Origin of the sequence: Gallibacter sp. Marseille-QA0791 (genome assembly GCF_965119705.1) — a bacterium.
Lineage (GTDB): Bacteria > Bacillota > Clostridia > Peptostreptococcales > Anaerovoracaceae > Lentihominibacter > Lentihominibacter excrementipullorum.
The window spans coordinates 37,545-60,839 of record NZ_CBCPMH010000001.1 but is presented as its reverse complement, the minus strand read 5'-3'; the positions used below and the strand labels follow the sequence as shown (position 1 = coordinate 60,839).

Below are 23,295 nucleotides of genomic sequence, written 5' to 3'. Positions count from 1 at the left end.
CCTTTATTCCTCCGTTTTTATCTTCTTTCCCAGTCTTCTTCTGTCCAGCTCTTTGAGATATTTCTTCCTGAGCCTGATATCGTCAGGCACTATCTCCACCAGTTCGTCATCGTCGATGAACTCCAGCGCTTCCTCCAGAGTAAAGACCCTGGCCGGAGCCAGCTTGATGTTCTCATCGCTTCCCGCTGCTCTCATATTGCTGGCCTTCTTGGCCTTGCACGGGTTTACCACCATATCGTCGCTCCTGGCGTTCATCCCTATTATCATCCCTTCATACACATGAGTTCCCGGTTCTATGAACATCTGTACTCTTTCGCTTATGTTGAATATGGCATAAGGAGTGGCGACTCCCTCTTCCTGGGCGATGGCCACGCCATTGACACGACCCGGTATATCGCCCATGTAATGGTCGAATCTGGCGAACCGTCTGACCATGGTCCCTTCCCCTCTCGTGTCATTGATGAACTCGCTCCTGTAGCCCAGGAGACCTCTCGTAGGCACCAGATATTCCAGACGTGTGAAACCATTTTCGCTCTTCATCTCCTGCATCATTCCCTTCCTCACATTCAGCTTGGAAATGACTGAACCGGAATATTCGTCAGGCACCGACAGCACCACTTCCTCCACCGGCTCCAGCACCTTGCCCGCTTCGTCCCTGCGCATTATCACCTCAGGCTTCGACACGGCCAGCTCGTAGCCTTCACGTCTCATGTTCTCGATCAATATGGAAAGGTGCAGCTCACCTCTTCCCGACACCTTGAAGCTGTCTGTGGAATCAGTCTCCTCTACCTTCAGCCCCACGTTGACCTCCAGCTCTTTGTTGAGCCTTTCCCTTATGTGTCTGGATGTCACGAACTTGCCTACTTTCCCCGCAAAGGGCGACTTATTGACCATGAAATACATTGAAAGAGTCGGCTCCTCTATCTGTATCATCTCCAGCGGATCCGGAGCTTCCGGATCGCATATGGTCTCTCCTATGGAAATATCGGCGATACCTGACACTACGACGATATCTCCCGATTCCGCCTGATCTACCGCCATCCTCTTGAGACCCCTGTAGACAAATACCTGATTTATTTTTCGCTGTTCTATGGAGCCGTCGCCCCTGGCTACCGCCACAGTACTTCCGGCCTTCACGATACCCTTGGTGACACGTCCGATACCCAGTCTGCCGATATAGTCGTCATATGCCAGGGCAGATATCTGCAGCTGCAGCGGCTCATCATTGTAATCAGGATAAGGCGCCACATGATTTATTATGGTGTCGAAGAGCGGCGTTATGTCCAGTCCGTTCATACCCTTGGCGCTCTTCTTTATCTTGACGTCGTTGTTTTCCACATGGATATCTCTGATGTCCTCCGGATCGTAGACGACGATCCCCTGTCTGGCTATACCATAGAGGATAGGGAAATCCAATTGCTGATCATTGGCCTCCAGATCCATGAACAGTTCGTAGACTTCATCTACCACCTCGTCTATACGGGCATCCTTCTTGTCTATCTTGTTTATCAGGAGGATAGGATTTATTCCCTGCTCCAGCGATTTCTTCAATACGAACCTTGTCTGCGGCATTGGGCCTTCGCTGGAATCCACCAGCAGTATCACCGTATCCACAGTCTTTATGATCCGCTCCACCTCCGATGAAAAATCGGCATGGCCCGGGGTATCGACGATATTTATCTTAACGTCTCCATGCATCACCGAACAGTTCTTGGAGTATATGGTTATCCCTCTTTCCCTCTCTATATCATCGCTGTCCATTACGCAGTCCACCACCTGCTCGTTGTCCCGGAAGACTCCGCTCTGGTTCAGGAACGCATCGACCAGCGTAGACTTTCCCGCGTCTACGTGAGCTATAACCGCGATGTTTATTATCTTCTGTTTTTCCGACATTCTGCTACCACCTTCTGATGTTTTCTGTTTCCGCCGCCCTCCTCGACGGCATCATCATTATATTGTAAATCAATTGCTATGCTGTGTCAAAAAATAAATGGAACGCATATGATAGACCATATGGCGGGCGACAGTCCCGCTCACTTGATTTTACCCATATGAAAAGGAGGAACCGATCATGCCCAGTTTATTCCTCAGCCCGTCCGTCCAGCAGTTCAATCCTTACGTCAACGGACTGGGAAGCGAAGAATACTATATGAACCTGATAGCTGACGCCATGGAGCCCTACCTTTACACGTCGGGGATAAGTTTCACCCGCAACGATCCCGACGCTCCGCTCTCCCAGGCGATCGCCCTGTCCAATGCCGGAAACTACGATTTTCATCTGGCACTTCATTCCAATGCCGCTCCTGAAAATCTGTCAGGTCAGGTCCGCGGCTCCGACATCTACTACTACTCTACCAGCGCCGAAGGCCGGCGAGCCGCCGATATTTTCGCGGAAAACCTGAAGGTCATATACCCGGATCCTGACCTGGTCAAAGCCGTGGCCAACACTACCCTGGGAGAGCTTCGCCTGACGAAAGCCCCGACCAATCTGATAGAGCTTGCTTACCACGACAATCTCCAGGATGCCCTGTGGATAATCGACAACATCCAGCTCATCGCCCGCACCCTGGTCCTTTCCCTGACGGAATATTTCGGCATTCCCTTCGTGGATCCCTATCAGGGCTGAGCCCTTCCAACGGAGCCTTTTATGTGTTAATATTGTATGGAAAACGACGGCGCTCTCTGCGGCCCGGACCCCATGGGCGTCGTCACAACACATGGGAAAGGACGATGAAAACTGCCATGGAAAAGATCATCGAAACGCTGGCTTACGCCATCAACGGCGGCGGCCTGATAAAAATAATACTCGCCGGAAAGAGGAAAAAGTCACTGCAATATAAAAAGATAACAGTCAGACCTGTGGATATAAAGGGCGAATACATGTACCAGGCGGAATTCCACTTCGACAAAAAAGTCACTCACGAAAACATCCCGTACTACGAAGCCATCGATTTCGTTGCTGAAAAGATACGCGATGCTTTCAAGCAGGTGAACATCCTGACGGAAACGGAAGATATCCAGATACTGGCCGCGAAGCCGGACAAGCCCAGGATCACCCGTTCCGCCGCATCGCGTAAGGCGGGAGACCTGTCCCACGACAAGAGGAAGCAGTACATCATCGAAGACGGTGTGCCCTGTGATTTCCTTGTGGAACTGGGAGTCATGTCGCCGGAAGGCAAAGTGTACAAGAAACACTATTCCAAGTTCAGGCAGATAAACAGATTCCTCGAGATAGCCGACAACTGCTTCGATAACCTGCCGGGAACCGGCACTCTCCGCATTATCGACTTTGGCTGCGGCAAGAGCTACCTCACCTTCGCCCTCTATTATTATCTCAGAGTGATGAAAGGACGCGACGTGGAGATCGTCGGCCTGGATCTTAAGGAAGACGTGATACGATTCTGCAGCGATACGGCCAGGAAGCTGGGCTACGACAGACTCAGCTTTCTCACAGGCGACATCGCCGACTACGAGAGCGACGGGGCTGACATGGTGGTGACCCTTCACGCCTGCGATACGGCTACCGACTTTGCTCTTATCAACGCAGTCAGATGGCACAGCAAGGTCATACTTTCCGTACCCTGCTGCCAGCACGAGCTGTTCTCCCAGATAAGGTGCGATGTCGACGAACCTATGCTGAAGCATGGCATAATAAAGGACAAGTTCACCGAACTGCTGACAGACGGCCTGCGCGGTCTCAAGCTGGAAGCTGCCGGCTATCACGTCAACATGCTGGAGTTCACGTCCCTGGAGCACACCTCCAAGAACATCATGATAAAGGCCGTGATGTCTGAAAAGACCAGCCGGGCCGCCATGGAAAAGGCCGAGAGCCAGTACGAAGCCCTCCGCGATTTCTACCACGTCAGCCCGACCATAGACCAGCTCTGTCCGCCCGGAGCACCTCGCTCACCTGAAAGAAAGGACAACTCCCGATGAATTTCACCAAAGGCCTGAAAGACGGCATTCCCATAGCACTGGGATATTTTTCGGTCTCTATAGCCTTCGGACTGATGGCCGTCCAGTGCGGCCTCACATGGTTCGAAGCGCTCCTCATATCCTTTACCAACCTGACCTCAGCCGGCCAGTTCGCCGGCGTGACAGTGATAGCGGGCATGGGCTCGTACATCGAGATGGCCGTGACTCAACTGGTGATAAACTCCCGCTACGCACTGATGGGGATATCCCTCTCCCAGAAGACCGACGGCAGATTTCGCGGGATATGGCGTGCCATCCTGGGCTTCGCCATAACCGATGAGATATTCGCCGTGGCCGTAGGCAGCGATACGCCCCTCAGCAGACGATACTTCGCGGGACTGGCAGCCCTTCCCATACTGGGATGGTCAGCCGGCACCCTGTGCGGCTCCATACTGGGCAGCGTGATGCCCCTCATCCTCACCAATGCCCTTGGCATCGCTCTCTATGGCATGTTCATCGCTGTCGTCGTCCCGAAAGCCAGGGAAAACCTTCACGTGCTGGCAGTCGTGGCAATTTCCATCGCCATCAGCTCGGCGTTGTACTACATACCAGCCTTCTCCGCCGTTTCATCGGGCTTCGCCGTCATCATCTGCGCCGTCGCCTCCTCCGCCATCGGAGCGCTGCTGTTCCCCGTCGAAGATGAGGAGGTGCAGTGATGGACTTTATGAGCTTCCTTCCGTATCTGCTGGTGATGGCCGGCGTCACATACCTTATCCGTGCCGTTCCCTTCACCGCCATCAACAAAAAAATAGAGAACAGGTTCATCAATTCCTTTCTCTATTATATTCCTTATTCCGTGTTGACAGCTATGACTTTCCCCGCTATCCTGTACGCTACGGGAAATATGACATCCGCGGTCGCAGGTCTGGTCGTCGCGGTTTTCCTGGCCTTCCGCAGGAAAAGCCTGCTCATTGTCGCAGTGGGAGCCTGCGCCGCCGTACTGGCAACGGAGCTGCTGATGGCAGCAATCTAGCCTATTGTGACCGACTCCTACTCCGGTATCCTCCAGTCAACCGGCTCCTGTCCTGTAGATACCAGGAATTCATTGGCGCGCGAAAAATATCTGCCGCCGAAGAAACCGTTGGCTGCTGAGTATGGGCTCGGATGCGCCCCCTTCAAAATGCAGTGCCGCGGATTCGTTATCAACTCCTCCTTGTTCTTGGCATTCCTGCCCCACAGCACAAAGACCATCGGCTTTTCCCTCTCGTTGAGAAGCTGTATCACTCTGTCGGTGAATATCTCCCAGCCTTTTCCGGCATGAGAATTAGGGCTGCTTCTCCTGACCGTCAGCACTGTATTGAGCAGCAATACTCCATTATTGGCCCAGCTTTCCAGATTTCCATGAGAAGGCGAGTCTATATCGAGGTCGCTCTTCAACTCTTTAAATATGTTGACGAGAGAAGGCGGCGCCTTGACGCCTTTCTGCACCGAAAAACAGAGACCATGAGCCTGTCCCGGTTGATGATAAGGATCCTGTCCCAGTATCACTACCTTCACGTCCTCGTACGGCGTGAACTTGAGGGCGTTGAAGATGTCGTACATATTGGGATATATCACTCTGGTACCGTATTCCGACTTGAGGAACTCCCTCAGCTTCAAATAATAATCTTTATCGAATTCTCCTTGCAGGACCTTGTCCCAGCTGTTTCCTATATTGACCATATTCCTATTATATTGACTTCGGGAAATAAAAACAAGTGAAATCATGATATAATAAAACGACATGGCGGAGACGGCAGCATTGCCAAAACCCGCACCATCCGCGCGACACAAAGGAGCTTTACATGAAAAAAAAGGCATATCTCTCAGCTCTGGCAGGAAAATCCCTGACAGACTTTCTCTCGGCAAAGGACTTCGAACCAGTACTTCTGACAGGCATCGCTCCTGACGGAAACCATTCTCCCGTATATGAAGCTGTTTCCACCCACGCCGACATACATATGTGCCGGCTGGGTTTGTGGGAAGGCCCCCACATTTTCATGGGAAATGTCTCAAAGCTGGGAAAAAATTACCCGGGAAATATCATCTATAACGCTGTCTGTACAGGGAAATATTTTATCCACAATCTCAAGTACACCGACCGGGCACTGCTGAAAGCGGCGCAGGAATGGCACGCGAAGACTTTCCCCGCCGGAAAGCTGCACACCATCTCCGTCCCTCAGGGCTACACCCGCTGCTGCTGCCTGCCGGTTGACGATTCTTCCTTCATAACTTCCGACGAAGGCATCGCCAACGCGCTGAAAGGCACCGACGCGCAGGTGCTCCTCATCGAAAGGGGACACATCCTGCTGCCCGGCTTCGACTACGGTTTCATCGGCGGCTGTGCCGGACATCTGACCCTCGAAGACAGCGCCGCACCCGACGCCGGCGGCGAACCGCAGACCCGACGCATCATCGTCTTCAACGGCGACCTTGCGGCCCATCCTGATCTCCATGAGATGAAGGACTTCATCGAAAACAGAGGCGCGGAAGTCGTATATTTCCGCGATTTTCCCCTGATGGACATCGGCAGCATCCTGACGGAATGATACCGGAGACCCTGCTCGACGGCTCATCTCCGTCACCCTTTCTCAGCTGACCTTTCTCCGTCTGGCATCACGCTTTTCCTGCCGGTATCAACGCCGTGACGGAAAAGATATCTCCTGAAAAAGAGATATCCACTGTCCCACCCAGCTCCTCCGCTATATCGCTGATGATACGAAGGCCGTGGCCGTGGAATCGGCTGTCCTTCTTGGCGGTGACGAACCTCCCCTTTTCCCGCAGCACCTCCCCGGCAACAGCGCGGTTTTCTATGGAATAGCTGAAATATCCGCCGCCGCAGCGACCTTTCAGCGTTATGAGCCTGCGCTGCTTTTCCACGACCCTCTCGCTTCCTTCGATGGCATTGTCCAGTGTATTTGCCATCAGGGAACAGAGCCTCACCATATCCATCCCCGCATCCTGCGGCAGCTCCATCATGAAACTGCACTCTATCCCCTTTTCCTCCGCCTGCCGATACTTGGCGTTGAGCAGCGCGTTGACCGTATCGTTTTCGCAGAAGACGCGAAGCGGCGCTGAGAATTCACGTGTAAGGCTTTTGAGATATGACTGAGCCTGGGCTGTCTCATTCTGCCCTAAGAGGCTCTGTATCACACTCAGATGATTCATCATATCGTGCCGCAGCCCACGCACTTCCTCCTGCTCCCGTTTCAGATCCTCGTAATACGCCTGCTGCGTTCTCAGCATGTCCCCTTCCATAGCTCTCCTGACGCTGCGGGATATGAGATCGCAGATGTAACATATTCCTACAGATGTAAGGATACAGGCGATACAGGCCGGCCAGATGACAAAGGTACTGGTGGATCCCACCTGGTATATCAGCGTTATGATGCCCAGCAGCGAAGCCAGGCAGGTCAACGATATGACAGCCCATATGCGGGAGGAAAAGCTGACTTCTCCTGATGCCAGCCATTTCCCTGCCAGCCGTTCCACCAGTACCAGAAACGGTATCTTCAGCAGCGCGCAGCAGAGCATCAACAGCATTTCTCCCGTTTCCGTCATATTCTGCCGGAAACAGTACATCCAGATAACGTATCCGATGTTGTAGGACAGATAAGAGAAGGATACCCACAGCGGGTAGACGATGAGGATGACCGCAGTCTTTACGATGGGCCTGTCGGTAAAGAACAGGAACACAGCCGCCGTCAGCAGAGCCAGTATCCCCAGGGAACCCGTCAGCTCCCCCGGAAGGACTATGGGCGAAGTCATGAGGAACAACACGGCTGAAAAGGACAGCCGTGCCCATATCTGAGACCTTATGGACAGGCAGCTGTTGAATATCCTGTAGAGAAGGTATACCAAAATCAGAGAGACAGGTATATTGATAAGGTAATCCGTGGAAAACATCGTCGCCTCCTTGCAGTGCTCTTACATCTGTCACCTCATTCTAACATATATCTGGCGTAAGCGATGGAAAGAGCCTGTTTGTAGGAACGGCTCACCGGCAGCGGCTCGCCTCCGATCACGGCATGACTGGCTTCCAGCGAATCCAGATACTTCATGTTGATGATATACCTGTTGTGTATCCGCACGAAGCAGGAGGGCAGACTGCTTTCCAACTCTCCCAGCTTTCCGTAAAATGATTTTTCCCCGTCTGTCGTGACGATATGCACTCTGTGACGCTCGCTGAAAAAATACATTATCCTGTCAAAAGATATCCGCAGACTTCCTCTGCGGTTTTCCAGAAAAAAAGACGACTCCTTCGTCATGTCCAGCATCGAAAGAGCGTTGTGAAAGGAGGCCGTTATCTTCTCCCGCTCGTAAGGCTTCAGGATGTAGTCGAGAGCCCGCACCTCATATCCCTGAAACACGAACTCGGGGTACACTGTCACGAATATGATAACGGAGGATGGATCCCACTGCCTGATCTGTCTTGCGGTCTCCATCCCATTCATATTATCCAGCTTTATATCCAGATACAAGATCTTCTGTCCGTGTATCTGTCTGTATTCACTTAATACCTCCTCACCGGATGAATATTCCACTATCCGGTAAGATATCCCCATGAGCCCCAGTTCCGTTTCCAGTATCTGCTTCAGGTCACGGCGAAGGGCTTTTTCGTCATCACAAATGATAATATTGAGCATGCAGTTTTCCGAGCCTTTCTCCCTCGTTTCTTTTCTAAATGATACTACAGACCGTCGCCGATTTCACCGAAAAAGACAGAACTTGCGGAAAAAGATGTCAAACTTGTAATGGTCACGTATCGAAAAGAGAAAACCTTTTTTCTATAATATTCCCCGGATAAAATCAAAGGGAGGAAACGAGATGTTAAAAGTGAATCATCTGTACAAGAGTTACCGCTCCGGAAGCAACGTATACGAAGTGCTAAAGGACGTCAACTTTGAAGTCAGAAAGGGAGAATTCGTCGCAGTTATGGGGCCTTCCGGAAGCGGAAAGACCACACTGCTCAACTGCATTTCATGCTTCATTCCCCACGATAAAGGGGAGATACTGCTGGATGGAACCAATATTTCAGGACTGTCGGAAAGCCAGATAGCCAGGGTAAGGAACGAAAGTCTGGGTTTCGTATTCCAGGATTTCATGTTGCTGGACGGGCTCACCGTCTTTGAAAACGTCTGTGTTCCGAAGGTGATAAAGAATGCCTCCTACAGGCCCGTGGAGGAAAAGGCCGGAAAACTTCTGAAGATCTTCGGTATCTCCGAAATCGCGGATAAATACCCTGCTGAGATATCGGGTGGACAGAAGCAGCGCGCGGCTGTGGCCAGAGCGCTGATGAACGACCCGCTGCTCATCCTTGCCGATGAACCTACCGGAAATCTGGACAGCAAGTCCAGCGAAGCGGTCATCGGAGCTTTTGCCAGCGCGAAGAAGCATCTGGGCGCCACCATCTTCATGGTGACCCACGACAGCTTTTCGGCCAGCTTCTGCGACAGAGTCATCGTTATGAAAGACGGCAGGGTCTTCAGGGAAATCTCCAGAACAGGCGACAGGCGCGCTTTCATGGAACAGCTTCTTGGTGTATTATCGGCTATGAACGGTGGTGATCCGAATGACCCTCAGTAAGATATGGGAAAAACTCCGAAAAAAGAACAAGAATCAGTACCGTCAGCTGCTGTTCTGCGTAGGTTTCGCCATGATGCTCATAACATCCTATCTGATGATGCTGATGAGCCCGCTGATACAGCAGACCCTTCCTGAAGGCGGCGATTCCAGAAAACAGGTCTACATGATATTCGCGCTGGCTGCCGTCGGCTGCATCGTCTTCGTATCCTATGCAGCCGGACTTTTTCTTCGCTACAAGAGCCGTGAAACAGGAGTGCTCCTCGCCCTGGGCGCCGATAAAAAGCATGTGGGCAGAGCGTTGAAGGCAGACATCGTAAGATGCGGCGTCCTTTCCATGGCGGCGGGACTTCTGGGAGGATGTATCCTCTCATGGATCATCGGCACCGCCTTCAAGGCTGTGATGTCGGAAGTGACGGATCAGTCCTTTTCCTTCACCCTGCCTGGCATCATCCTGAGCATAGTATACGCCCTGATACTGATGGGACTGCTGATGGTGCTCACTTCCAGGTTCATGAAGCGCAGCAACATCATGGACATCCTCAACGAGCAGCGAAAACAGGAACCCCTGAGAAAGATGGTATCCTCCGCATATCTTGTGAGGGGCATCATTTTCCTGTTGGCAGGTGTCCTGCTGGGATTCGTAATGCCGACGGTGGTCGTGAATCTGACGAAACACTACCTGGGAGCCTGGACCAATCTGTTCTATCTGCTGGCTCTGGTGGGCTTATACCAGCTGCTGGTCTATTCCGTCTCCTGTCACAAGCGGGGCAGACATCCCCAGAGATATTACAGCAACCTCGTCTCCTACGGTATGCTTAAATTCCAGGGCCGCTCCATCGTCAGGAACATGCTTGTGATAACACTGCTGCTTTTGGGCGGTCTCTTCGCTGTCTTCTACGTGCCGACCAACAACGCCGCCATGAGCAGCAGCCTGTCGGCTTATGAGTCCATGTACGGCTATTACTATACGGATGACATGGATCCGATTACTCAGGATGATGTGGAAAAGATCGCCTCCGACTATGGCGTTACCGTGGAGAACTACCGGCAGGCTACCATGATCCAGGCTGTCGGCAGCGGAGTGAACAGAGACGATACCGATGATAACGGCGACCTGATAGAGATCTACGAAGATCGTCACTGCCTCTATGAATTTATAAGCGCGTCTGATTATCAACACCTCAGCGGCCAGCAGGTAGATATCGAGCCGGGAACGTATCGTCTGATACAGCTTCCGGACTCCCAGGAAAACCTGTTCTTCAGATTTGACGATATGGATAAGGTCTATCTGGACAGGACAAATACTTTCATGCCTATGGAATACGCCGGCAACCTGACATACGTTTCGCTGGTCCAAGGCCGCGGCTTCGACTACGAAGCCCGCATGGTAGTCAACGACTCCGACTTCCAGCGGATAATGGACGGGACGGCCCTCTTCCCTGAGGAAACACAGGTGCTCTTCGACAGCCGGGGAGGCGATGAGCTGGAGTTTTCCAGAGAGCTGTACCGTCAGTTCGGAAGCTCCATACCGGAAGACATGAAGGTCTCCGGCAGCTACGACTTCTGGGCCAAGATGCAGGCTGATGAGGCAGGCGAGGAATACGGCTACGACGGCATCTTCACCTACGATCCCGATAACCCGGTCAAAGAAGCTGACTGGCTGTACGAACCGCATTTCATCCCGATGGAAGAAGCTTATGCCACTGCCAGCTATGCTGTATATCTGATGCTGTTCGTATACGTGGCAATCGTATGTCTGGCCGCAGTGGGCATCATCTCCTGGTCCAGGAGCCGCAGCGTGGGACTTTCCAACGCGCCGGTACTCTCCGATCTGAGAAAACTGGGAGCGGACCGAATCTATCTGCGCATGCTGCTTCGCCAGCAGATAAAAAAGGTATACGTTCTTCCCACCATCATCGGATGTGTCGGTATGCTGGCATTCGAGCTGCTCCTGCTCAACATGAACGACGGCAGGCTGGACAGCTCAGAGCTCCTGACCATGGCAGTCTGCTGCCTGGTGGCTCTGGCCGCCGCCCTGTACCAGTATCTGCTTTACAGATTTTCGTTGAAAAACGTGACGGGGATGCTGGGTCTCGGATGATATCAGGGACTCACCATCGACTCGAAGCTCTCCAGACTCTGACCCATGGACATCCTGACCCGCGGCAGCAGCATCGGATCGTCGCCGGGATATGCCTTCCCATATTGAGTCGTCACAGCGCACAGGAATCCTGCTTCTTCCACGATATCCCGGCATTTCTCCGTATAATCGCCATAAGGATAAGCAAACGCGTCACCACTGCCGCAAATATCGATGGATTTTTTCAAGTCTTCCAGCGCTTCTCCCTCGGAAAGAGCGGTAAATATCCCTCCATGACCTATGTTACCGCCGGCTCTGTGCATATTGTGAGAATGGGATTCATAAATGACGTATTCGCTGCCGTACGCCTCTATCTTCCCCTCTCCGTTCTCCGAAGTTATCATGAAGCAGGTAGCCGGCACCTTGCACTTTTCCAGCACAGGTATACCGTTTTCCAGGAAGCTTACTGCCCCGTCATCGAAGCACAGCACGATGCTCTTTTCAGGCAACAATATCTTCCCATCCACATAATCCCGCACTTCCTGCCACGTGGGATAGTAATACCCTTCTTCATTGAGCCACTCCAGCTCTTCCTCCAGGTCCTGCATGGATATGTAGTTGCCGTAACGCTGATTCAGATCGTCAGGCGGGTTTTCCTCATCGTACACGTAGTGATACATACAGATAGGCAGCCCCGGCGAATCATAATCGGTATTGGCCTCCACCGTCACTTCCCGCGTCACCCGGGTGGTGTTGCCCTCATCGTCGCTGACAGTATAGACTATTTCGTTTTTCCCGGCCTTTTGAAAATCATCGCCGACGACCTTGACTCTGTCGGTTATATCGCCGCCTTTTTCGTCAAAGGCGCTGTAACCCGGATCCTGATATTCTTCTCCCAGCCTGACCGTCTGCTGCACATCCCCGTCCTCCAGCACTATTTTCGGATTCATCTCATCCAGGACTGTGACACTCCTCTCCATCTTCAGCGTTTTCAATCTGTAGACGAGGCGATATGTCCCCGGAGTCGATGTGTCTACCTTCCCTTTCACCTCCACATCATCAGAAGCATCCTTTCCCTTGGCGACGGCCTCCACTCCCGGTTCCCGATAGACAGAGTTGAGTCCCACCGTCATCTCCTTTTCTCCTTTCAGAGCGAGGGAAAACTGGGTATTGTAGTAAACTACGGCAACTGCGATTATACCGATCACTATCACCGCCAATATCAGAACGGTGATAAGCGTCTTCCTCTTTCCAAAATCCTTCAACAAAAAATCCTTCATGATAAACACCTTTTAATGCTGCTACTGGTATGTCGACTTCTTCTCAATCAGTTATATCTATAATACCATGTTTGTGATAAAATGTAACTATGAAAACACATGCCATGATCCCCGTCTTCATCCCCCACAAAGGATGTCCCAACGATTGTGTCTTCTGCAATCAAAAGGCTATCACCGCCAGGGGCGCCGACATCGGGCCTGAGGATGTGAAAAACTTGATAGAGACGTACCTGCCTACTTTGCAGGGGCGAGGTCTGGAAACCATAGAAGTCGCCTTTTTCGGCGGGAGCTTCACCGGTATACCCATGGAAGAGCAGTCCGCCTTCCTCAAAGTAGCCAAAGAATACAAGGACATGGGCCTGATAGACAAGATACACATGTCCACCCGGCCCGACTATATAGACAGAGATATACTGGACAACCTGAAAAGCTTTGACGCCGATACCATCGAGCTGGGTGTCCAGTCCTTTTCCCCGGAAGTCCTGGCCGCTTCCAACAGGGGCCACACCACAGACGACGTATATGAAGCGTGCCGGCTGATAAAAGATTACGGCTTCGAGCTGGGCATCCAATTGATGATAGGTCTTCCGAAGGACAGTCTGGAGCGCTGTATCTTCTCCGCCGAAGAGACGGTGAAAATATCTCCTTCCATAGCCAGGCTCTATCCTACCATAGTCCTCAACGACACGGAACTCTACAACATGTACATGGACGGACGGTACAGTCCTCTTTCCACCGAGGAAGCAGTGGACATCACCAAGGAGATGTACCGGATACTTGACGGTGCGGGCATCAACATCATCAGAGTTGGCCTCAAGAGCACAGACCTGATAACGGAAGGCGGCGAGATCCGAGGCTCCACCTACCACCCGGCCTTCAGACAGCTGGTGGAAGGCGCTATCGCCAGAGAGGATCTGGAAAAGCAGTTGATAGAAATGCTGGACGGCAGCATTTCTGCCGGAGGCAACACATCCGCCGGGAGCAGCGGCCCCGCCACCTACGAATTTCGCAGCAGCGGGCGCTCCTTTTCCAACATGGTAGGAAACAGCAAAAGGAACAAGCGATATTTCAGTGAAAAATACCCGGATCTCAGGATACGGTACAAGACAGATCCTGCTCTTGCCGACGGTCACTATATTGTGGTAAAATGTTGAGTCAGTGAAAAGATCGATTATCAGGAGGATATTATGAAAGCAGTTATTACGGTTATCGGTAAAGATATGGTCGGCATCCTGGCCAAAGTGAGCACCGCTTGTGCTGACGCCAATGCCAACGTGGTCGAAGTCACCCAGTCAGTACTTGACAAATATTTCGCCATGATAATGCTGGTAGATATAAGCAAACTCAACTGCTCGCTGGAAGAGCTGAAGAACAGTATCGAGACGATCGTCCCTACCATGACAGTCCACGTGATGCATGAGGACATCTTCAATTCCATGCACAGGATATAACGGATGTACACAGGAGGTAGGAAATCATGCTGAACACTAAGGATATCATGGAAACCATAACCATGATACAGGACGAACATCTGGATATAAGGACCATAACTATGGGGATCTCGCTGATGGACTGTTGTGATACCGACATAGACGCGTCATGCCGCAAGGTTTACGATAAAATATACAATAAGGCCAGGGATCTGGTCAAGACCGGAGAGGAGATCGAAAAGAAATACGGTATCCCCATCGTCAACAAGCGCGTCGCTGTCACACCCATCTCTCTGCTGACGGCAGTATCCGGCGGTGACCCGGTGAAATACGCCAAAGCTCTGGACAGCGTAGCCAGAGATATAGGCGTCAACTTCATCGGAGGGTATTCGGCGCTGGTCCACAAGGGCTTCGCTGCCGGAGAGAAGGAACTGATAGAATCGATACCCCGTGCTCTTTCAGAGACAGAGTTCGTGTGCTCATCCGTCAACGTAGGCTCTACAAAAGCCGGGATCAACATGGATGCCGTGAAGATGATGGGCAATGTGGTCAGAGAAACGGCTCAGTTGACCAAAGACAGACAATGCATCGGCGCTGCCAAGCTGGTAGTCTTCTGCAACGCGCCTGAGGATAATCCCTTCATGGCCGGAGCATTCCACGGCATCGGAGAACCGGATTGCGTAATAAATGTAGGGGTCTCCGGACCGGGCGTAGTCAGATCCGCCCTGTCTAAAATGCCTAAGGAGGCTTCCCTGTCTGAGGTGGCCGACCTGATAAAAAAGACTGCTTTCAAGATAACAAGAATGGGACAGCTGGTCGGAAGCGAAGCGTCGAAAAAGCTGAACGTACCTTTCGGCATCATAGATCTGTCTCTGGCTCCGACTCCTGCCATAGGCGATTCTGTCGCCTACATACTGGAAGAGATAGGTCTGGAACAGTGCGGGACCCATGGGACCACAGCCGCCCTGGCCATGCTCAATGACGCGGTCAAGAAAGGCGGTGTGATGGCCTCCTCCAACGTGGGTGGTCTTTCAGGAGCATTCATCCCCGTATCAGAGGATGCAGGTATGATCGACGCCGCTGCTAACGGTACCCTGTCTCTGGAAAAACTGGAAGCTATGACTTCAGTATGCTCCGTAGGACTGGATATGATAGTATTGCCGGGGGATACGCCTGCCGAGACCATATCAGCGATCATAGCCGATGAAGCTGCCATCGGTATGGTCAACTCCAAGACCACAGCAGTGAGAGTCATCCCGGCCATCGGGCACAGGGAAGGCGAGATGCTGGATTTCGGTGGCCTTCTGGGGCGAGGCCCTATCATGAAGGTAAACGGCAAATCCTCAGCTGTGATGATAGACAGAGGAGGCAGGATACCCGCTCCGATGCAAAGCCTGAAAAACTGATACCTGAACAGCTTATACATGAGACAATGCGGGTCTCTCCGATCCTGTATAAAAAGAAGGCTGCCGCCCCGACGATATTTTTCGTTGGTACGACAGCCTTTTTCAGTTCATCATTTCCTGTCACTCGAACAGCTGAGCCTATTATCTGTACCCGCAACCGCAGCCGCAACTGCAGCCGCAGCTACAACCACAGGTATCAGTCGACGCAGGACAACACCTCTCCGATGTCCATGCCGTTCCGGTATTATTGGATGAAGATCCGCAGCAGCAATCACCGGTGCAGCAATCGTTGGTGCAACAACAGTCGCAAGTACAGCAATCCGGTACTACGGACTCGCAGCCGCAGCCACAATCGCAGCCCCTCGCAATTCCACAATTTTCACAGGTTATATTAAACGCCAAATTTCCATTCGGCCAATTACAGTTCGCCATAAAAAAATCTCCTTTCATATGCATGGTTTATAATATGAAAGAAGACCTTTTCCCGTTACCTATTTATTTTCATCGTTACCGTCCTCCGAATCGTCGGCGTCCTCGGCCATCTTAGCCTTTTTTGCCATCTCGATATATCTGTCAGACTGTATCTTGTTGACTTTGAATATGACGGCGGCTATTACGACCACAATTATCCCCAGCAATATCAGTAATGGCATGACGACCTCCTTCCCGCAGGCTGAAATCATTTCTTAATATATATTTTACAATAATCCCGTGTAAATTAACAGCAGTTTATATAAAATCTACAGCAAAGGTCTGCCTGCTGTCTTTTATCAGCGTTTCGTCACGATGCCCTTTCCTGCCCCAGCTCTTCAACAGATCTGAATTCGTACCCCATATCTTCCCACCTGGTCAATAATTCATCCAGTATCTCGCTGTTGGTCCTCGATGTGCTGTGAAGCAGAACAATGGCCCCCGGATGAGCTCTCGGTATCAGTTTTTCGAAGGCTTCCTCCTTTGTAGGCTGATCTGATTCATACCAGTCGACATAAGCCAGGCTCCAGAATACCGTCTTATATCCCATATCGCTGGCCATCTTCAGATTGGACTCGCTGTACTTCCCCTGAGGTGGACGATAATATTTCTTCATCTCTTTTCCTGTCACCTCCCGGTATTTTTCTTCCAGCTGTTTCAGCTCCTTCTCGAATGATCCAATGGTCGATATAGAGGACATATCAGGATGAGTATATGTATGGTTACCTACCAGATGGCCTTCCTCCACCATCCTCTTCACGAGCTCAGGACTGGTTTCGATGTAATTCCCAACCAGGAAAAACGCCGCCTTTACCTGATGTTTTTTCAACACATCCAGTATCTTTTCCGTATAGCCATTTTCATACCCGGCATCAAAAGTGATATACATCACCTTTTCATCGGTATCATCAGCATAAAACGCGTTATATCCAGCCAGCTCCTCAGCCGTAGCATTGGCTACCGGCGGCTGCCCCTCTTCCTGGAAGCTGAGTCCCCAATTCCCGTCCGATATGGTGCTCACAGTTTTGTTTTTGGCCACGTCGATACCTGCAAAAACAGCCGCGACAAATAACACTGCCGCAGCTGTCATCAACACCATCCTTATCATCCCTTTTTTTCTCACCATTATTATCATAACATCACCACCTGAGATATTATATTGATATCAGGTGAGAAAAATAACATTTCTCAAGTTCAATTTATGGAAAGTACTTTGTAGTCCTTATCCTCTACAGTCTTCTTCAGCACATCATCGGTCACATTGGAATCCATGTCCACTACGGCAGTCCCCGCTTCGTGGCTCACCTTTGCTCCCCTGACGCCATCCAGCCCTTCCAGTGCCTTCTTGACAGTGGCCTCACAGTGCTGACACATCATTCCTTCGATCTTCATGGTCTTTTCCATCGTTTCTTCCTCCTTTTTATTGCTTTTCACTTTATTTTTCCTTTTCTTATCGCGCTTCGCATCCCTTACGTCAAAGAGATTGAGAGTCAGCGCGTTGGTTACTACGCAGAAGCTGGAAAGGCTCATGGCCGCTGCGGCAAACATCGGGTTCAGCTCCCAGCCCAGCAGATGTATCCACGCTCCCGCCGCCAGCGGGATGCCGATAACGTTGTATATGAAGGCCCAGAACAGATTCTGATGGATATTCCTCAAGGTGAGCCTGCTGAGCCTGATAGCTGCCGGGACATCCATCAGGCTGCTGTTCATCAGCACCACGTCAGCCGCATCTATGGCCACATCCGTCCCGGCTCCTATGGCTATTCCCATATCGGCTCTGGTAAGAGCAGGTGCGTCGTTGATACCGTCGCCTACCATGGCTACCTTACCATTTTCCTTCCGGAGCTGACGTACAGCCTCTTCCTTTCCCTCAGGCAGCACCTGAGCGATGACCTGATCTACGCCTGCCTGCTTTCCTATGGCTTCAGCCGTCTGTCTGTTGTCGCCTGTGATCATCACTACCTTTATGCCCATATCCTGAAGCTGTTTTACCGCCTGCGGACTGTCCTCCTTCATCACGTCAGCCACCGCTATCATTCCCAGCAGCTGATCGTCTTTCCCGAAAAAGAGCGGCGTCTTGCCTTCCCGCGCCAGTCTGTCGGACGTTTCTATGACTTCGGATGGGATAGCGAAGGCCTTTTCGGCAAACGTAAGACTTCCGCCAGTCAGAACGGCGCCCTGCTGTTTTGCCGACAGTCCGTTGCCCGGCAATATAGTGAAATCATCCACATCCAGCGCCTCCATGCCTTGCTCCTCGGAAGCCTCGACGACAGCCTTCGCCAGCGGATGCTCACTCTTTATTTCCAGCGAATAGGCATATCGCAGCAGTTCGTCTTCGGAAACTCCCTGCGCCGGTATCACATCAGTGACCTTCGGAGCGCCCTTGGTTATAGTTCCCGTTTTGTCCAGAGCGACCACCTGCACTTTTCCCGCTTCTTCAAGAGAAACCGCCGTCTTGAAAAGTATGCCATGTCTCGCTCCTATCCCATTGCCCACCATTATAGCCACCGGCGTGGCCAGACCCAGGGCGCATGGGCAGCTTATGACAAGCACTGATATACCCCTGGCCAGAGCGAATCCCACAGTCTGGCCAACCAGGAGCCAGATGATTATTGTCACGATCGCGACAGCTATCACAGCCGGCACAAACACACCGGAAACTTTATCAGCGACCTTAGCTATAGGCGCTTTCGTAGCTGCCGCATCGCTGACCATCTTTATTATCTGCGAAAGGGTCGTGTCCTCGCCTACCCTCGTAGCTTCGCACTTGAGGAACCCCGATTGGTTTATGGTTGCTGCCGATACGGCATCTCCTTCCATCTTATCCACCGGGATACTCTCGCCGGTGAGAGCCGACTCGTTGACAGCGCTCATACCCTCGATGACGATCCCATCGACAGGAATGTTCTCCCCCGGCCGCACCACGAACACGTCTCCCTTTTTCACCTGTTGTATAGGCACCTGGACCTCACTGCCGTCTCTGATCACGACAGCGCTCTTAGGGGCCAGCTTCATCAGGCCCTTCAGGGCGTCCGTGGTCTTCCCCTTCGATCTGGCCTCCAACATTTTTCCTACCGTTATCAGGGCCAATATCATAGCTGCTGATTCGAAGTAAAAATCGTGCATATATCCCATCACCGCACCGCTGTCCCCGGCCACCTGAGCGTCTGTCATGGCAAACAGCGCGTAAGTGCTGTAAACGAAGGCCGCTCCCGATCCGAGAGCCACCAGCGTATCCATGTTGGGAGACAGATGTATGAGGCCCCTGAATCCGCTTATGAAGAATTTCTGATTTATCACCATGATGACCGCCGACAACAGCAGTTGCAACAGCCCCATGGCCACATGATTTTCGGCCAGGAATCCCGGCGCAGGCCAGCCCCACATCATAGTACCCATGGAAAAATACATCAATACCACCAGAAAGGCTACCGACGCTATCAGTCTTTTTTTGAGGACCGGAGTCTCCGTGTCCTTCAACATGTCTTCGTCTTCCAATGCCACGCTGTTCCCCACGGCTGCTCCGGTACCATCTGCCGCGCCACCAGAGCCACCTTTTTCCGATGCTCCGTATCCTGCCGCCTCGACAGCAGCTATTATCTCATCGTCAGATGCTGATCCTTCCACGCCCATGGAATTGGTAAGCAAACTGACACTGCAGCTTTCCACACCCGGGACTTTGCTCACCGCCTTTTCCACCCTGCTGCTACAGGCAGCGCAGCTCATTCCCGTAACTTTATATTGTTTCACAATGATACACTTCCTTTATTTCATCAGCTTCTGCAAGGTGATCACAAGCTCATCTATGGTCTCATCCTTGCCATTCCTTATGTCATCGGCCACACAGGTTTTGATATGGCTTGCCAGCAGCTCCTTGTTGAAGGAGTTGAGAGCCGCGTTGGCTGCCGCCACCTGCACCAGGATATCGATGCAGTAGGCGTCCTCCTCCACCATGTTCTTTATCCCTCTTATCTGTCCCTCTATCCTGCTGAGACGATTCACCAGCTTCTTGTATTCCTGCGGTGAACGCTCCTTGGTCCTGTGACAGCAATTCTTCTCGCTTTCCATCTTGTTTCCTCCTGTCCTTTCTTTACTCTTTCAGTCATCTTTATAGTATACCCCGGTATTGTATATGTCAATAGCTTTTATCGAGAAATATTTTCCTTTACAACATACAAAGCCGCTGCGGCCTGCGGTAATTCCCACAAAAAAACAAGGCCGATCGCCAACTCGTTGTTTAAAACGAAGCTATGATGATCTGCCTTGAGCTTCTTCTGTTCTAACTGTATTACACATCTATTTCCAGCAACACAGGGCAATGGTCACTTCCGTACACGTCAGTCAGGATTTCCGCTTTTTTCAGTTTATCATCCAGCGACCTTGACGTCAGAAAATAGTCGATGCGCCATCCCGCGTTGTTCTTCCTGGCGTTGAATCTGTAGCTCCACCAGGAATACACGCCTTCCAGATCCGGATAGAAATATCTGAATGTATCAGTGAACCCCGCCTCCTGAAGCTGAGTCATCTTAGCCCGCTCCTCGTCGGTGAACCCGGCGTTTTTCCTGTTAGTCTTGGGATTTTTCAGATCTATCTCCCTGTGAGCCACGTTAAAATCGCCGCAGGCCACCACAGGCTTGTCTTCCTCCAGCTTCTTGAGATATGCCAGAAAATCATCTTCCCACTCCATCCTGTAGTCCAATCTCTTGAGTCCGTCCTGCGAATTAGGCACGTAGACATTGACCAGATAAAAATCATCGTATTCTGCCGTTATAGCCCTGCCCTCATGGTCGTGCTTGTCTATCCCGATGCCATAAGAGACACTCAGCGGCTCAGCCTTGGAAAACACTGCGGTTCCCGAATATCCCTTCTTTTCGGCGGAGCACCAGTATTGATGATACCCTTCCAAAGGCACCTCGGCCTGCCCCTCCTGCATCTTCGTCTCCTGTATGCAGAGGACATCGGCATCCTGCTCTTTCGCAAAGTCAAGGAAGCCCTTGCCCATAGCCGCTCTTATTCCATTCACATTCCAAGAAATCAGTTTCATACTGCCTCCTGCATGTCAGCTATCCTCTTTGATATCACGTCAGTTGAGGAACGCTTCGATTATCACGTTCTCCGCTTCTTCTTCCTTCATTCCCAGCGTCCTGAGCTTTACCAGCTGCTCATCGTTTATCCTGCCGATGGCCGCCTCGTGGATTATGGCAGCATCCAGGTGCTTTGCATTTATCTCAGGTATAGAGCGGACCTGGGCCTCGTCCATGATGATGGAATCGCACTGTATGTGAGCATTGCACTTGTTGCTGCCCACCGCGGCCGGATGGAATATCTGGCTTGACTTTTCCTTTGCCACCGATCTGGACACGATCTGAGCCGAGCTGCCGGCGCCGTTAAGTCTTACCTCCATGTTTGATTCAGCGATCTGATCACCATGGGTCATAAGCTTCTCTACTACGAACAGCTTGGCATTCTTTCCCATATCCACCTGGGTCTCTCTTTTAGTAGAATCCACGCCTTTTATCTGAGATGTGTCAAGAGTGAACACGCTGTCATCGTCCATGTATATCTCGGTGACCGGATTGAGTATCCTGGCTCCATCGCCGCTGCCCTCGCCGTAGTGATTTTCCTTGTATGTCACGTTGGCCCCTTTTCCTACATGAAAAGCGTGAACTCCGTCGTGCTGGCTGGCCTCGTGGCCGTCGTTGTGGATACCGCATCCCGCGATTATCACCACATTGGCTCCGTCAGCAATATGAAAATCGTTGTATACTTTATCTGTAAATCCCGACGCGTCCACCACCACCGGAATGTGGACTTCCTCACCGTCGGCGTCTCCGTCGATATATACGTCAATCCCCGGCTTGTCCTCTTTCCTGACTATTTTCACATGTTCACTGTCCCCGTGACACATGGCCATGCCGTTATGCCTGAGGTTGAAGGCGCCTTCCTGCTTGAATCCCAGCTCATCTATATATTTGAGTATCGCCTGTGTTACTTTATCGAGTTCTGCCACTTTAGTCCCCTCCTACATATCTTCAAATCTCTTCAGGTACTGACAACATGAAGGTCCCTGCTTCATCAGCTGGGGCAGGATATCAGCCCGATTTCCGATACCGGCCACTTTCCCGTCCTCTATGACCATGACCCTGTCAGCCATCTGCATGATACGCTCCTGGTGGGATATCAGTATGAGACTCTGGTTTTCGTCTTTCTTTATCTCCTCGAACTGCTGTATCAACATGGAAAAGCTCCACAGATCTATGCCTGCTTCAGGCTCATCGAAGATGCAGAGCTTGTGAGGCCTTGCCAGTACCGTGGCGATCTCCAGCCGCTTCATCTCACCGCCTGAAAGCGTATTATCCACTTCCCGCTTTACATATTCCTGTGCGCACAGCCCTACGCGGCTGAGGAGATCACAACATTCAGCCTCGCTCTTATGCTCTCCTGCCGCCAGCGATATCAACTTGTCCACAGTCATCCCCTTGAAACGCGGCGGCTGCTGAAACGCGAACCCTATCCCGGCCTTCGCCCGCTCGTCTATATCGTAATCCGTGATGTCTTCGCCGTCCAGGATCACCTTTCCCGACTCGGCCTTCTCTATACCCATCAGCACTTTGGCGAGAGTCGATTTCCCACCTCCGTTAGGTCCTGTGATGACCAGCATTTCTCCCTTCTTTACATCGAAGCTTATGTCCGACAATATGTTGAGCTCCGCCCCCTTTTCATTGACGGAAAAAGACAGATTTTCTACCTTCAGCATTTGAAATTCCTTTCACTCATTATTATGTATATCTTGTCGTACGCGACATAGTATGAGCCGCCCCGTTATTGAAAATTTACTTCCTTGCGGCGAAGCCGTGTCCAATCATAGCATTCATTATAACGCGCGAGCTTGTCGAAGCGCGTTTCAATGAAAACTACCTCTCGGCGAAGCCGTGTCCAATCATAGTATTCATTATAACGCGCGAGCTTGTCGAAGCGCGTTTCAATGAAAACTACCTCTCGGCGAAGCCGTGTCCAATCATAGTATTCATTATAACGCGCAAGCTTGTCGATGCGCGTTGCAATGTTCGCTTCGCTCACTCCTCCGC

The 23,295-nt window shown here is 51.5% G+C and carries 23 protein-coding genes; 10 read left to right on the top strand and 13 right to left on the bottom strand.

Annotated elements, in window-relative coordinates:
- Positions 1–3 precede the first annotated feature (3 nt).
- On the bottom strand, positions 4–1,893 hold the full coding sequence (typA, locus tag ACQY69_RS00310; protein WP_428257637.1) for a translational GTPase TypA: 1,890 nt from the start codon (positions 1,891–1,893) through the stop codon (positions 4–6).
- Positions 1,894–2,071: 178 nt separating this feature from the next.
- On the opposite strand from typA, the gene ACQY69_RS00305 reads away from it, so the two are divergent.
- From ACQY69_RS00305 to ACQY69_RS00290, 4 genes are all read left to right on the top strand, one after another.
- Positions 2,072–2,626 (top strand): N-acetylmuramoyl-L-alanine amidase family protein, encoded by a 555-nt coding sequence (locus tag ACQY69_RS00305; protein ID WP_428257636.1) that lies wholly within the window; start codon positions 2,072–2,074, stop codon positions 2,624–2,626.
- A gap of 104 nt (positions 2,627–2,730) precedes the next feature.
- Entirely contained in the window at positions 2,731–3,936 is a 1,206-nt protein-coding gene (locus ACQY69_RS00300) for a class I SAM-dependent methyltransferase (protein WP_428257634.1), read from the top strand.
- Positions 3,933–4,631, top strand: coding sequence for an AzlC family ABC transporter permease (locus tag ACQY69_RS00295; protein ID WP_428257632.1), 699 nt, complete (start codon positions 3,933–3,935; stop codon positions 4,629–4,631). The genes ACQY69_RS00300 and ACQY69_RS00295 overlap by 4 nt, the downstream gene beginning before the upstream one ends.
- Positions 4,631–4,948, top strand: a complete 318-nt coding sequence (locus ACQY69_RS00290; RefSeq protein WP_428257630.1) for an AzlD domain-containing protein — start codon at positions 4,631–4,633, stop codon at positions 4,946–4,948. Before ACQY69_RS00295 ends, ACQY69_RS00290 begins: the two co-directional genes overlap by 1 nt.
- A 17-nt stretch (positions 4,949–4,965) precedes the next feature.
- Here ACQY69_RS00290 and ACQY69_RS00285 read toward each other — a convergent pair whose 3' ends face one another.
- Positions 4,966–5,637 (bottom strand): uracil-DNA glycosylase, encoded by a 672-nt coding sequence (locus ACQY69_RS00285; protein WP_428257628.1) that lies wholly within the window; start codon positions 5,635–5,637, stop codon positions 4,966–4,968.
- A 122-nt stretch (positions 5,638–5,759) separates the two neighbouring features.
- Here ACQY69_RS00285 and ACQY69_RS00280 point away from each other — a divergent pair, with 122 nt between their 5' ends.
- Positions 5,760–6,503, top strand: a complete 744-nt coding sequence (locus tag ACQY69_RS00280; RefSeq protein WP_428257627.1) for a DUF6873 family GME fold protein — start codon at positions 5,760–5,762, stop codon at positions 6,501–6,503.
- 67 nt (positions 6,504–6,570) lie between these two features.
- On the opposite strand, the gene ACQY69_RS00275 is transcribed toward ACQY69_RS00280, so the two are convergent.
- Together ACQY69_RS00275 and ACQY69_RS00270 are read right to left on the bottom strand one after the other, a co-directional pair.
- Positions 6,571–7,860, bottom strand: a complete 1,290-nt coding sequence (locus tag ACQY69_RS00275) for a sensor histidine kinase (protein WP_428257625.1) — start codon at positions 7,858–7,860, stop codon at positions 6,571–6,573.
- Positions 7,861–7,895: 35 nt separating this feature from the next.
- Positions 7,896–8,600, bottom strand: coding sequence for a LytR/AlgR family response regulator transcription factor (locus tag ACQY69_RS00270; RefSeq protein ID WP_428257623.1), 705 nt, complete (start codon positions 8,598–8,600; stop codon positions 7,896–7,898).
- Between the two features lie 181 nt (positions 8,601–8,781).
- Here ACQY69_RS00270 and ACQY69_RS00265 point away from each other — a divergent pair, with 181 nt between their 5' ends.
- Positions 8,782–9,540: an ABC transporter ATP-binding protein gene (locus tag ACQY69_RS00265; RefSeq protein ID WP_428257621.1), complete on the top strand. Its 759-nt coding sequence runs from the start codon at positions 8,782–8,784 to the stop codon at positions 9,538–9,540.
- The gene (locus ACQY69_RS00260; RefSeq protein ID WP_428257620.1) at positions 9,527–11,641 is read left to right on the top strand and encodes an FtsX-like permease family protein; all 2,115 of its coding nucleotides are present in this window, start codon (positions 9,527–9,529) and stop codon (positions 11,639–11,641) included. Before ACQY69_RS00265 ends, ACQY69_RS00260 begins: the two co-directional genes overlap by 14 nt.
- A 2-nt stretch (positions 11,642–11,643) precedes the next feature.
- On the opposite strand, the gene ACQY69_RS00255 is transcribed toward ACQY69_RS00260, so the two are convergent.
- Positions 11,644–12,900 carry an immunoglobulin-like domain-containing protein gene (locus tag ACQY69_RS00255; protein WP_428257618.1) on the bottom strand — a complete coding sequence of 419 codons (1,257 nt, stop codon included), beginning with the start codon at positions 12,898–12,900 and terminating at the stop codon, positions 11,644–11,646.
- A gap of 89 nt (positions 12,901–12,989) precedes the next feature.
- On the opposite strand from ACQY69_RS00255, the gene ACQY69_RS00250 reads away from it, so the two are divergent.
- The 3 genes from ACQY69_RS00250 to ACQY69_RS00240 are packed head-to-tail and all read left to right on the top strand — an operon-like array spanning position 12,990 to position 15,736.
- The gene (locus tag ACQY69_RS00250; RefSeq protein WP_428257617.1) at positions 12,990–14,054 is read left to right on the top strand and encodes an elongator complex protein 3; all 1,065 of its coding nucleotides are present in this window, start codon (positions 12,990–12,992) and stop codon (positions 14,052–14,054) included.
- A gap of 33 nt (positions 14,055–14,087) precedes the next feature.
- Positions 14,088–14,351, top strand: a complete 264-nt coding sequence (locus ACQY69_RS00245; protein ID WP_428257615.1) for an ACT domain-containing protein — start codon at positions 14,088–14,090, stop codon at positions 14,349–14,351.
- A 26-nt stretch (positions 14,352–14,377) separates the two neighbouring features.
- Positions 14,378–15,736 carry a PFL family protein gene (locus tag ACQY69_RS00240; protein ID WP_428257613.1) on the top strand — a complete coding sequence of 453 codons (1,359 nt, stop codon included), beginning with the start codon at positions 14,378–14,380 and terminating at the stop codon, positions 15,734–15,736.
- A 491-nt stretch (positions 15,737–16,227) separates the two neighbouring features.
- Here the strand turns inward: ACQY69_RS00240 and ACQY69_RS00235 are convergent, their stop codons facing one another.
- The 8 genes from ACQY69_RS00235 to ACQY69_RS00200 all read right to left on the bottom strand — a co-directional run bounded on the left by ACQY69_RS00235 (position 16,228) and on the right by ACQY69_RS00200 (position 23,287).
- Complete coding sequence (locus ACQY69_RS00235) at positions 16,228–16,389, bottom strand: hypothetical protein (protein ID WP_428257612.1); 162 nt, start codon at positions 16,387–16,389, stop codon at positions 16,228–16,230.
- 128 nt (positions 16,390–16,517) lie between these two features.
- Positions 16,518–17,342 carry a delta-lactam-biosynthetic de-N-acetylase gene (gene pdaA / locus ACQY69_RS00230; protein WP_428257610.1) on the bottom strand — a complete coding sequence of 275 codons (825 nt, stop codon included), beginning with the start codon at positions 17,340–17,342 and terminating at the stop codon, positions 16,518–16,520.
- A 59-nt stretch (positions 17,343–17,401) separates the two neighbouring features.
- On the bottom strand, positions 17,402–19,957 hold the full coding sequence (locus tag ACQY69_RS00225) for a heavy metal translocating P-type ATPase (RefSeq protein WP_428257609.1): 2,556 nt from the start codon (positions 19,955–19,957) through the stop codon (positions 17,402–17,404).
- Positions 19,958–19,972: 15 nt separating this feature from the next.
- Entirely contained in the window at positions 19,973–20,275 is a 303-nt protein-coding gene (locus ACQY69_RS00220; protein WP_428257607.1) for a metal-sensing transcriptional repressor, read from the bottom strand.
- Positions 20,276–20,495: 220 nt separating this feature from the next.
- Positions 20,496–21,251, bottom strand: coding sequence for an exodeoxyribonuclease III (locus tag ACQY69_RS00215; RefSeq protein ID WP_428257606.1), 756 nt, complete (start codon positions 21,249–21,251; stop codon positions 20,496–20,498).
- Between the two features lie 39 nt (positions 21,252–21,290).
- A complete protein-coding gene (locus ACQY69_RS00210) occupies positions 21,291–22,217 on the bottom strand; it encodes a SufB/SufD family protein (protein WP_428257604.1) in 927 nt (308 codons plus the stop codon).
- 12 nt (positions 22,218–22,229) lie between these two features.
- The gene (locus tag ACQY69_RS00205; RefSeq protein WP_428257602.1) at positions 22,230–22,964 is read right to left on the bottom strand and encodes an ABC transporter ATP-binding protein; all 735 of its coding nucleotides are present in this window, start codon (positions 22,962–22,964) and stop codon (positions 22,230–22,232) included.
- A gap of 65 nt (positions 22,965–23,029) precedes the next feature.
- Entirely contained in the window at positions 23,030–23,287 is a 258-nt protein-coding gene (locus ACQY69_RS00200) for a hypothetical protein (protein WP_428257600.1), read from the bottom strand.
- Positions 23,288–23,295: the final 8 nt, after the last annotated feature.

What these genes read in the sequence shown, in the direction of transcription:
- ACQY69_RS00305 (WP_428257636.1), top strand. Translation starts at nt 2,072, where the DNA reads ATGCCCAGTTTATTCCTCAGCCCGTCCGTCCAGCAGTTCAATCCTTAC.
- ACQY69_RS00295 (WP_428257632.1), top strand. Translation starts at nt 3,933, where the DNA reads ATGAATTTCACCAAAGGCCTGAAAGACGGCATTCCCATAGCACTGGGA.
- ACQY69_RS00215 (WP_428257606.1), bottom strand. Translation starts at nt 21,251, where the DNA reads ATGAAACTGATTTCTTGGAATGTGAATGGAATAAGAGCGGCTATGGGC.
- ACQY69_RS00250 (WP_428257617.1), top strand. Translation starts at nt 12,990, where the DNA reads ATGAAAACACATGCCATGATCCCCGTCTTCATCCCCCACAAAGGATGT.
- typA (WP_428257637.1), bottom strand. Translation starts at nt 1,893, where the DNA reads ATGTCGGAAAAACAGAAGATAATAAACATCGCGGTTATAGCTCACGTA.
- ACQY69_RS00240 (WP_428257613.1), top strand. Translation starts at nt 14,378, where the DNA reads ATGCTGAACACTAAGGATATCATGGAAACCATAACCATGATACAGGAC.
- ACQY69_RS00285 (WP_428257628.1), bottom strand. Translation starts at nt 5,637, where the DNA reads ATGGTCAATATAGGAAACAGCTGGGACAAGGTCCTGCAAGGAGAATTC.
- ACQY69_RS00205 (WP_428257602.1), bottom strand. Translation starts at nt 22,964, where the DNA reads ATGCTGAAGGTAGAAAATCTGTCTTTTTCCGTCAATGAAAAGGGGGCG.
- ACQY69_RS00300 (WP_428257634.1), top strand. Translation starts at nt 2,731, where the DNA reads ATGAAAACTGCCATGGAAAAGATCATCGAAACGCTGGCTTACGCCATC.
- ACQY69_RS00280 (WP_428257627.1), top strand. Translation starts at nt 5,760, where the DNA reads ATGAAAAAAAAGGCATATCTCTCAGCTCTGGCAGGAAAATCCCTGACA.
- ACQY69_RS00245 (WP_428257615.1), top strand. Translation starts at nt 14,088, where the DNA reads ATGAAAGCAGTTATTACGGTTATCGGTAAAGATATGGTCGGCATCCTG.
- ACQY69_RS00255 (WP_428257618.1), bottom strand. Translation starts at nt 12,900, where the DNA reads ATGAAGGATTTTTTGTTGAAGGATTTTGGAAAGAGGAAGACGCTTATC.
- ACQY69_RS00260 (WP_428257620.1), top strand. Translation starts at nt 9,527, where the DNA reads ATGACCCTCAGTAAGATATGGGAAAAACTCCGAAAAAAGAACAAGAAT.
- pdaA (WP_428257610.1), bottom strand. Translation starts at nt 17,342, where the DNA reads ATGATAATAATGGTGAGAAAAAAAGGGATGATAAGGATGGTGTTGATG.
- ACQY69_RS00270 (WP_428257623.1), bottom strand. Translation starts at nt 8,600, where the DNA reads ATGCTCAATATTATCATTTGTGATGACGAAAAAGCCCTTCGCCGTGAC.
- ACQY69_RS00235 (WP_428257612.1), bottom strand. Translation starts at nt 16,389, where the DNA reads ATGCCATTACTGATATTGCTGGGGATAATTGTGGTCGTAATAGCCGCC.
- ACQY69_RS00275 (WP_428257625.1), bottom strand. Translation starts at nt 7,860, where the DNA reads ATGTTTTCCACGGATTACCTTATCAATATACCTGTCTCTCTGATTTTG.
- ACQY69_RS00290 (WP_428257630.1), top strand. Translation starts at nt 4,631, where the DNA reads ATGGACTTTATGAGCTTCCTTCCGTATCTGCTGGTGATGGCCGGCGTC.
- ACQY69_RS00265 (WP_428257621.1), top strand. Translation starts at nt 8,782, where the DNA reads ATGTTAAAAGTGAATCATCTGTACAAGAGTTACCGCTCCGGAAGCAAC.
- ACQY69_RS00220 (WP_428257607.1), bottom strand. Translation starts at nt 20,275, where the DNA reads ATGGAAAGCGAGAAGAATTGCTGTCACAGGACCAAGGAGCGTTCACCG.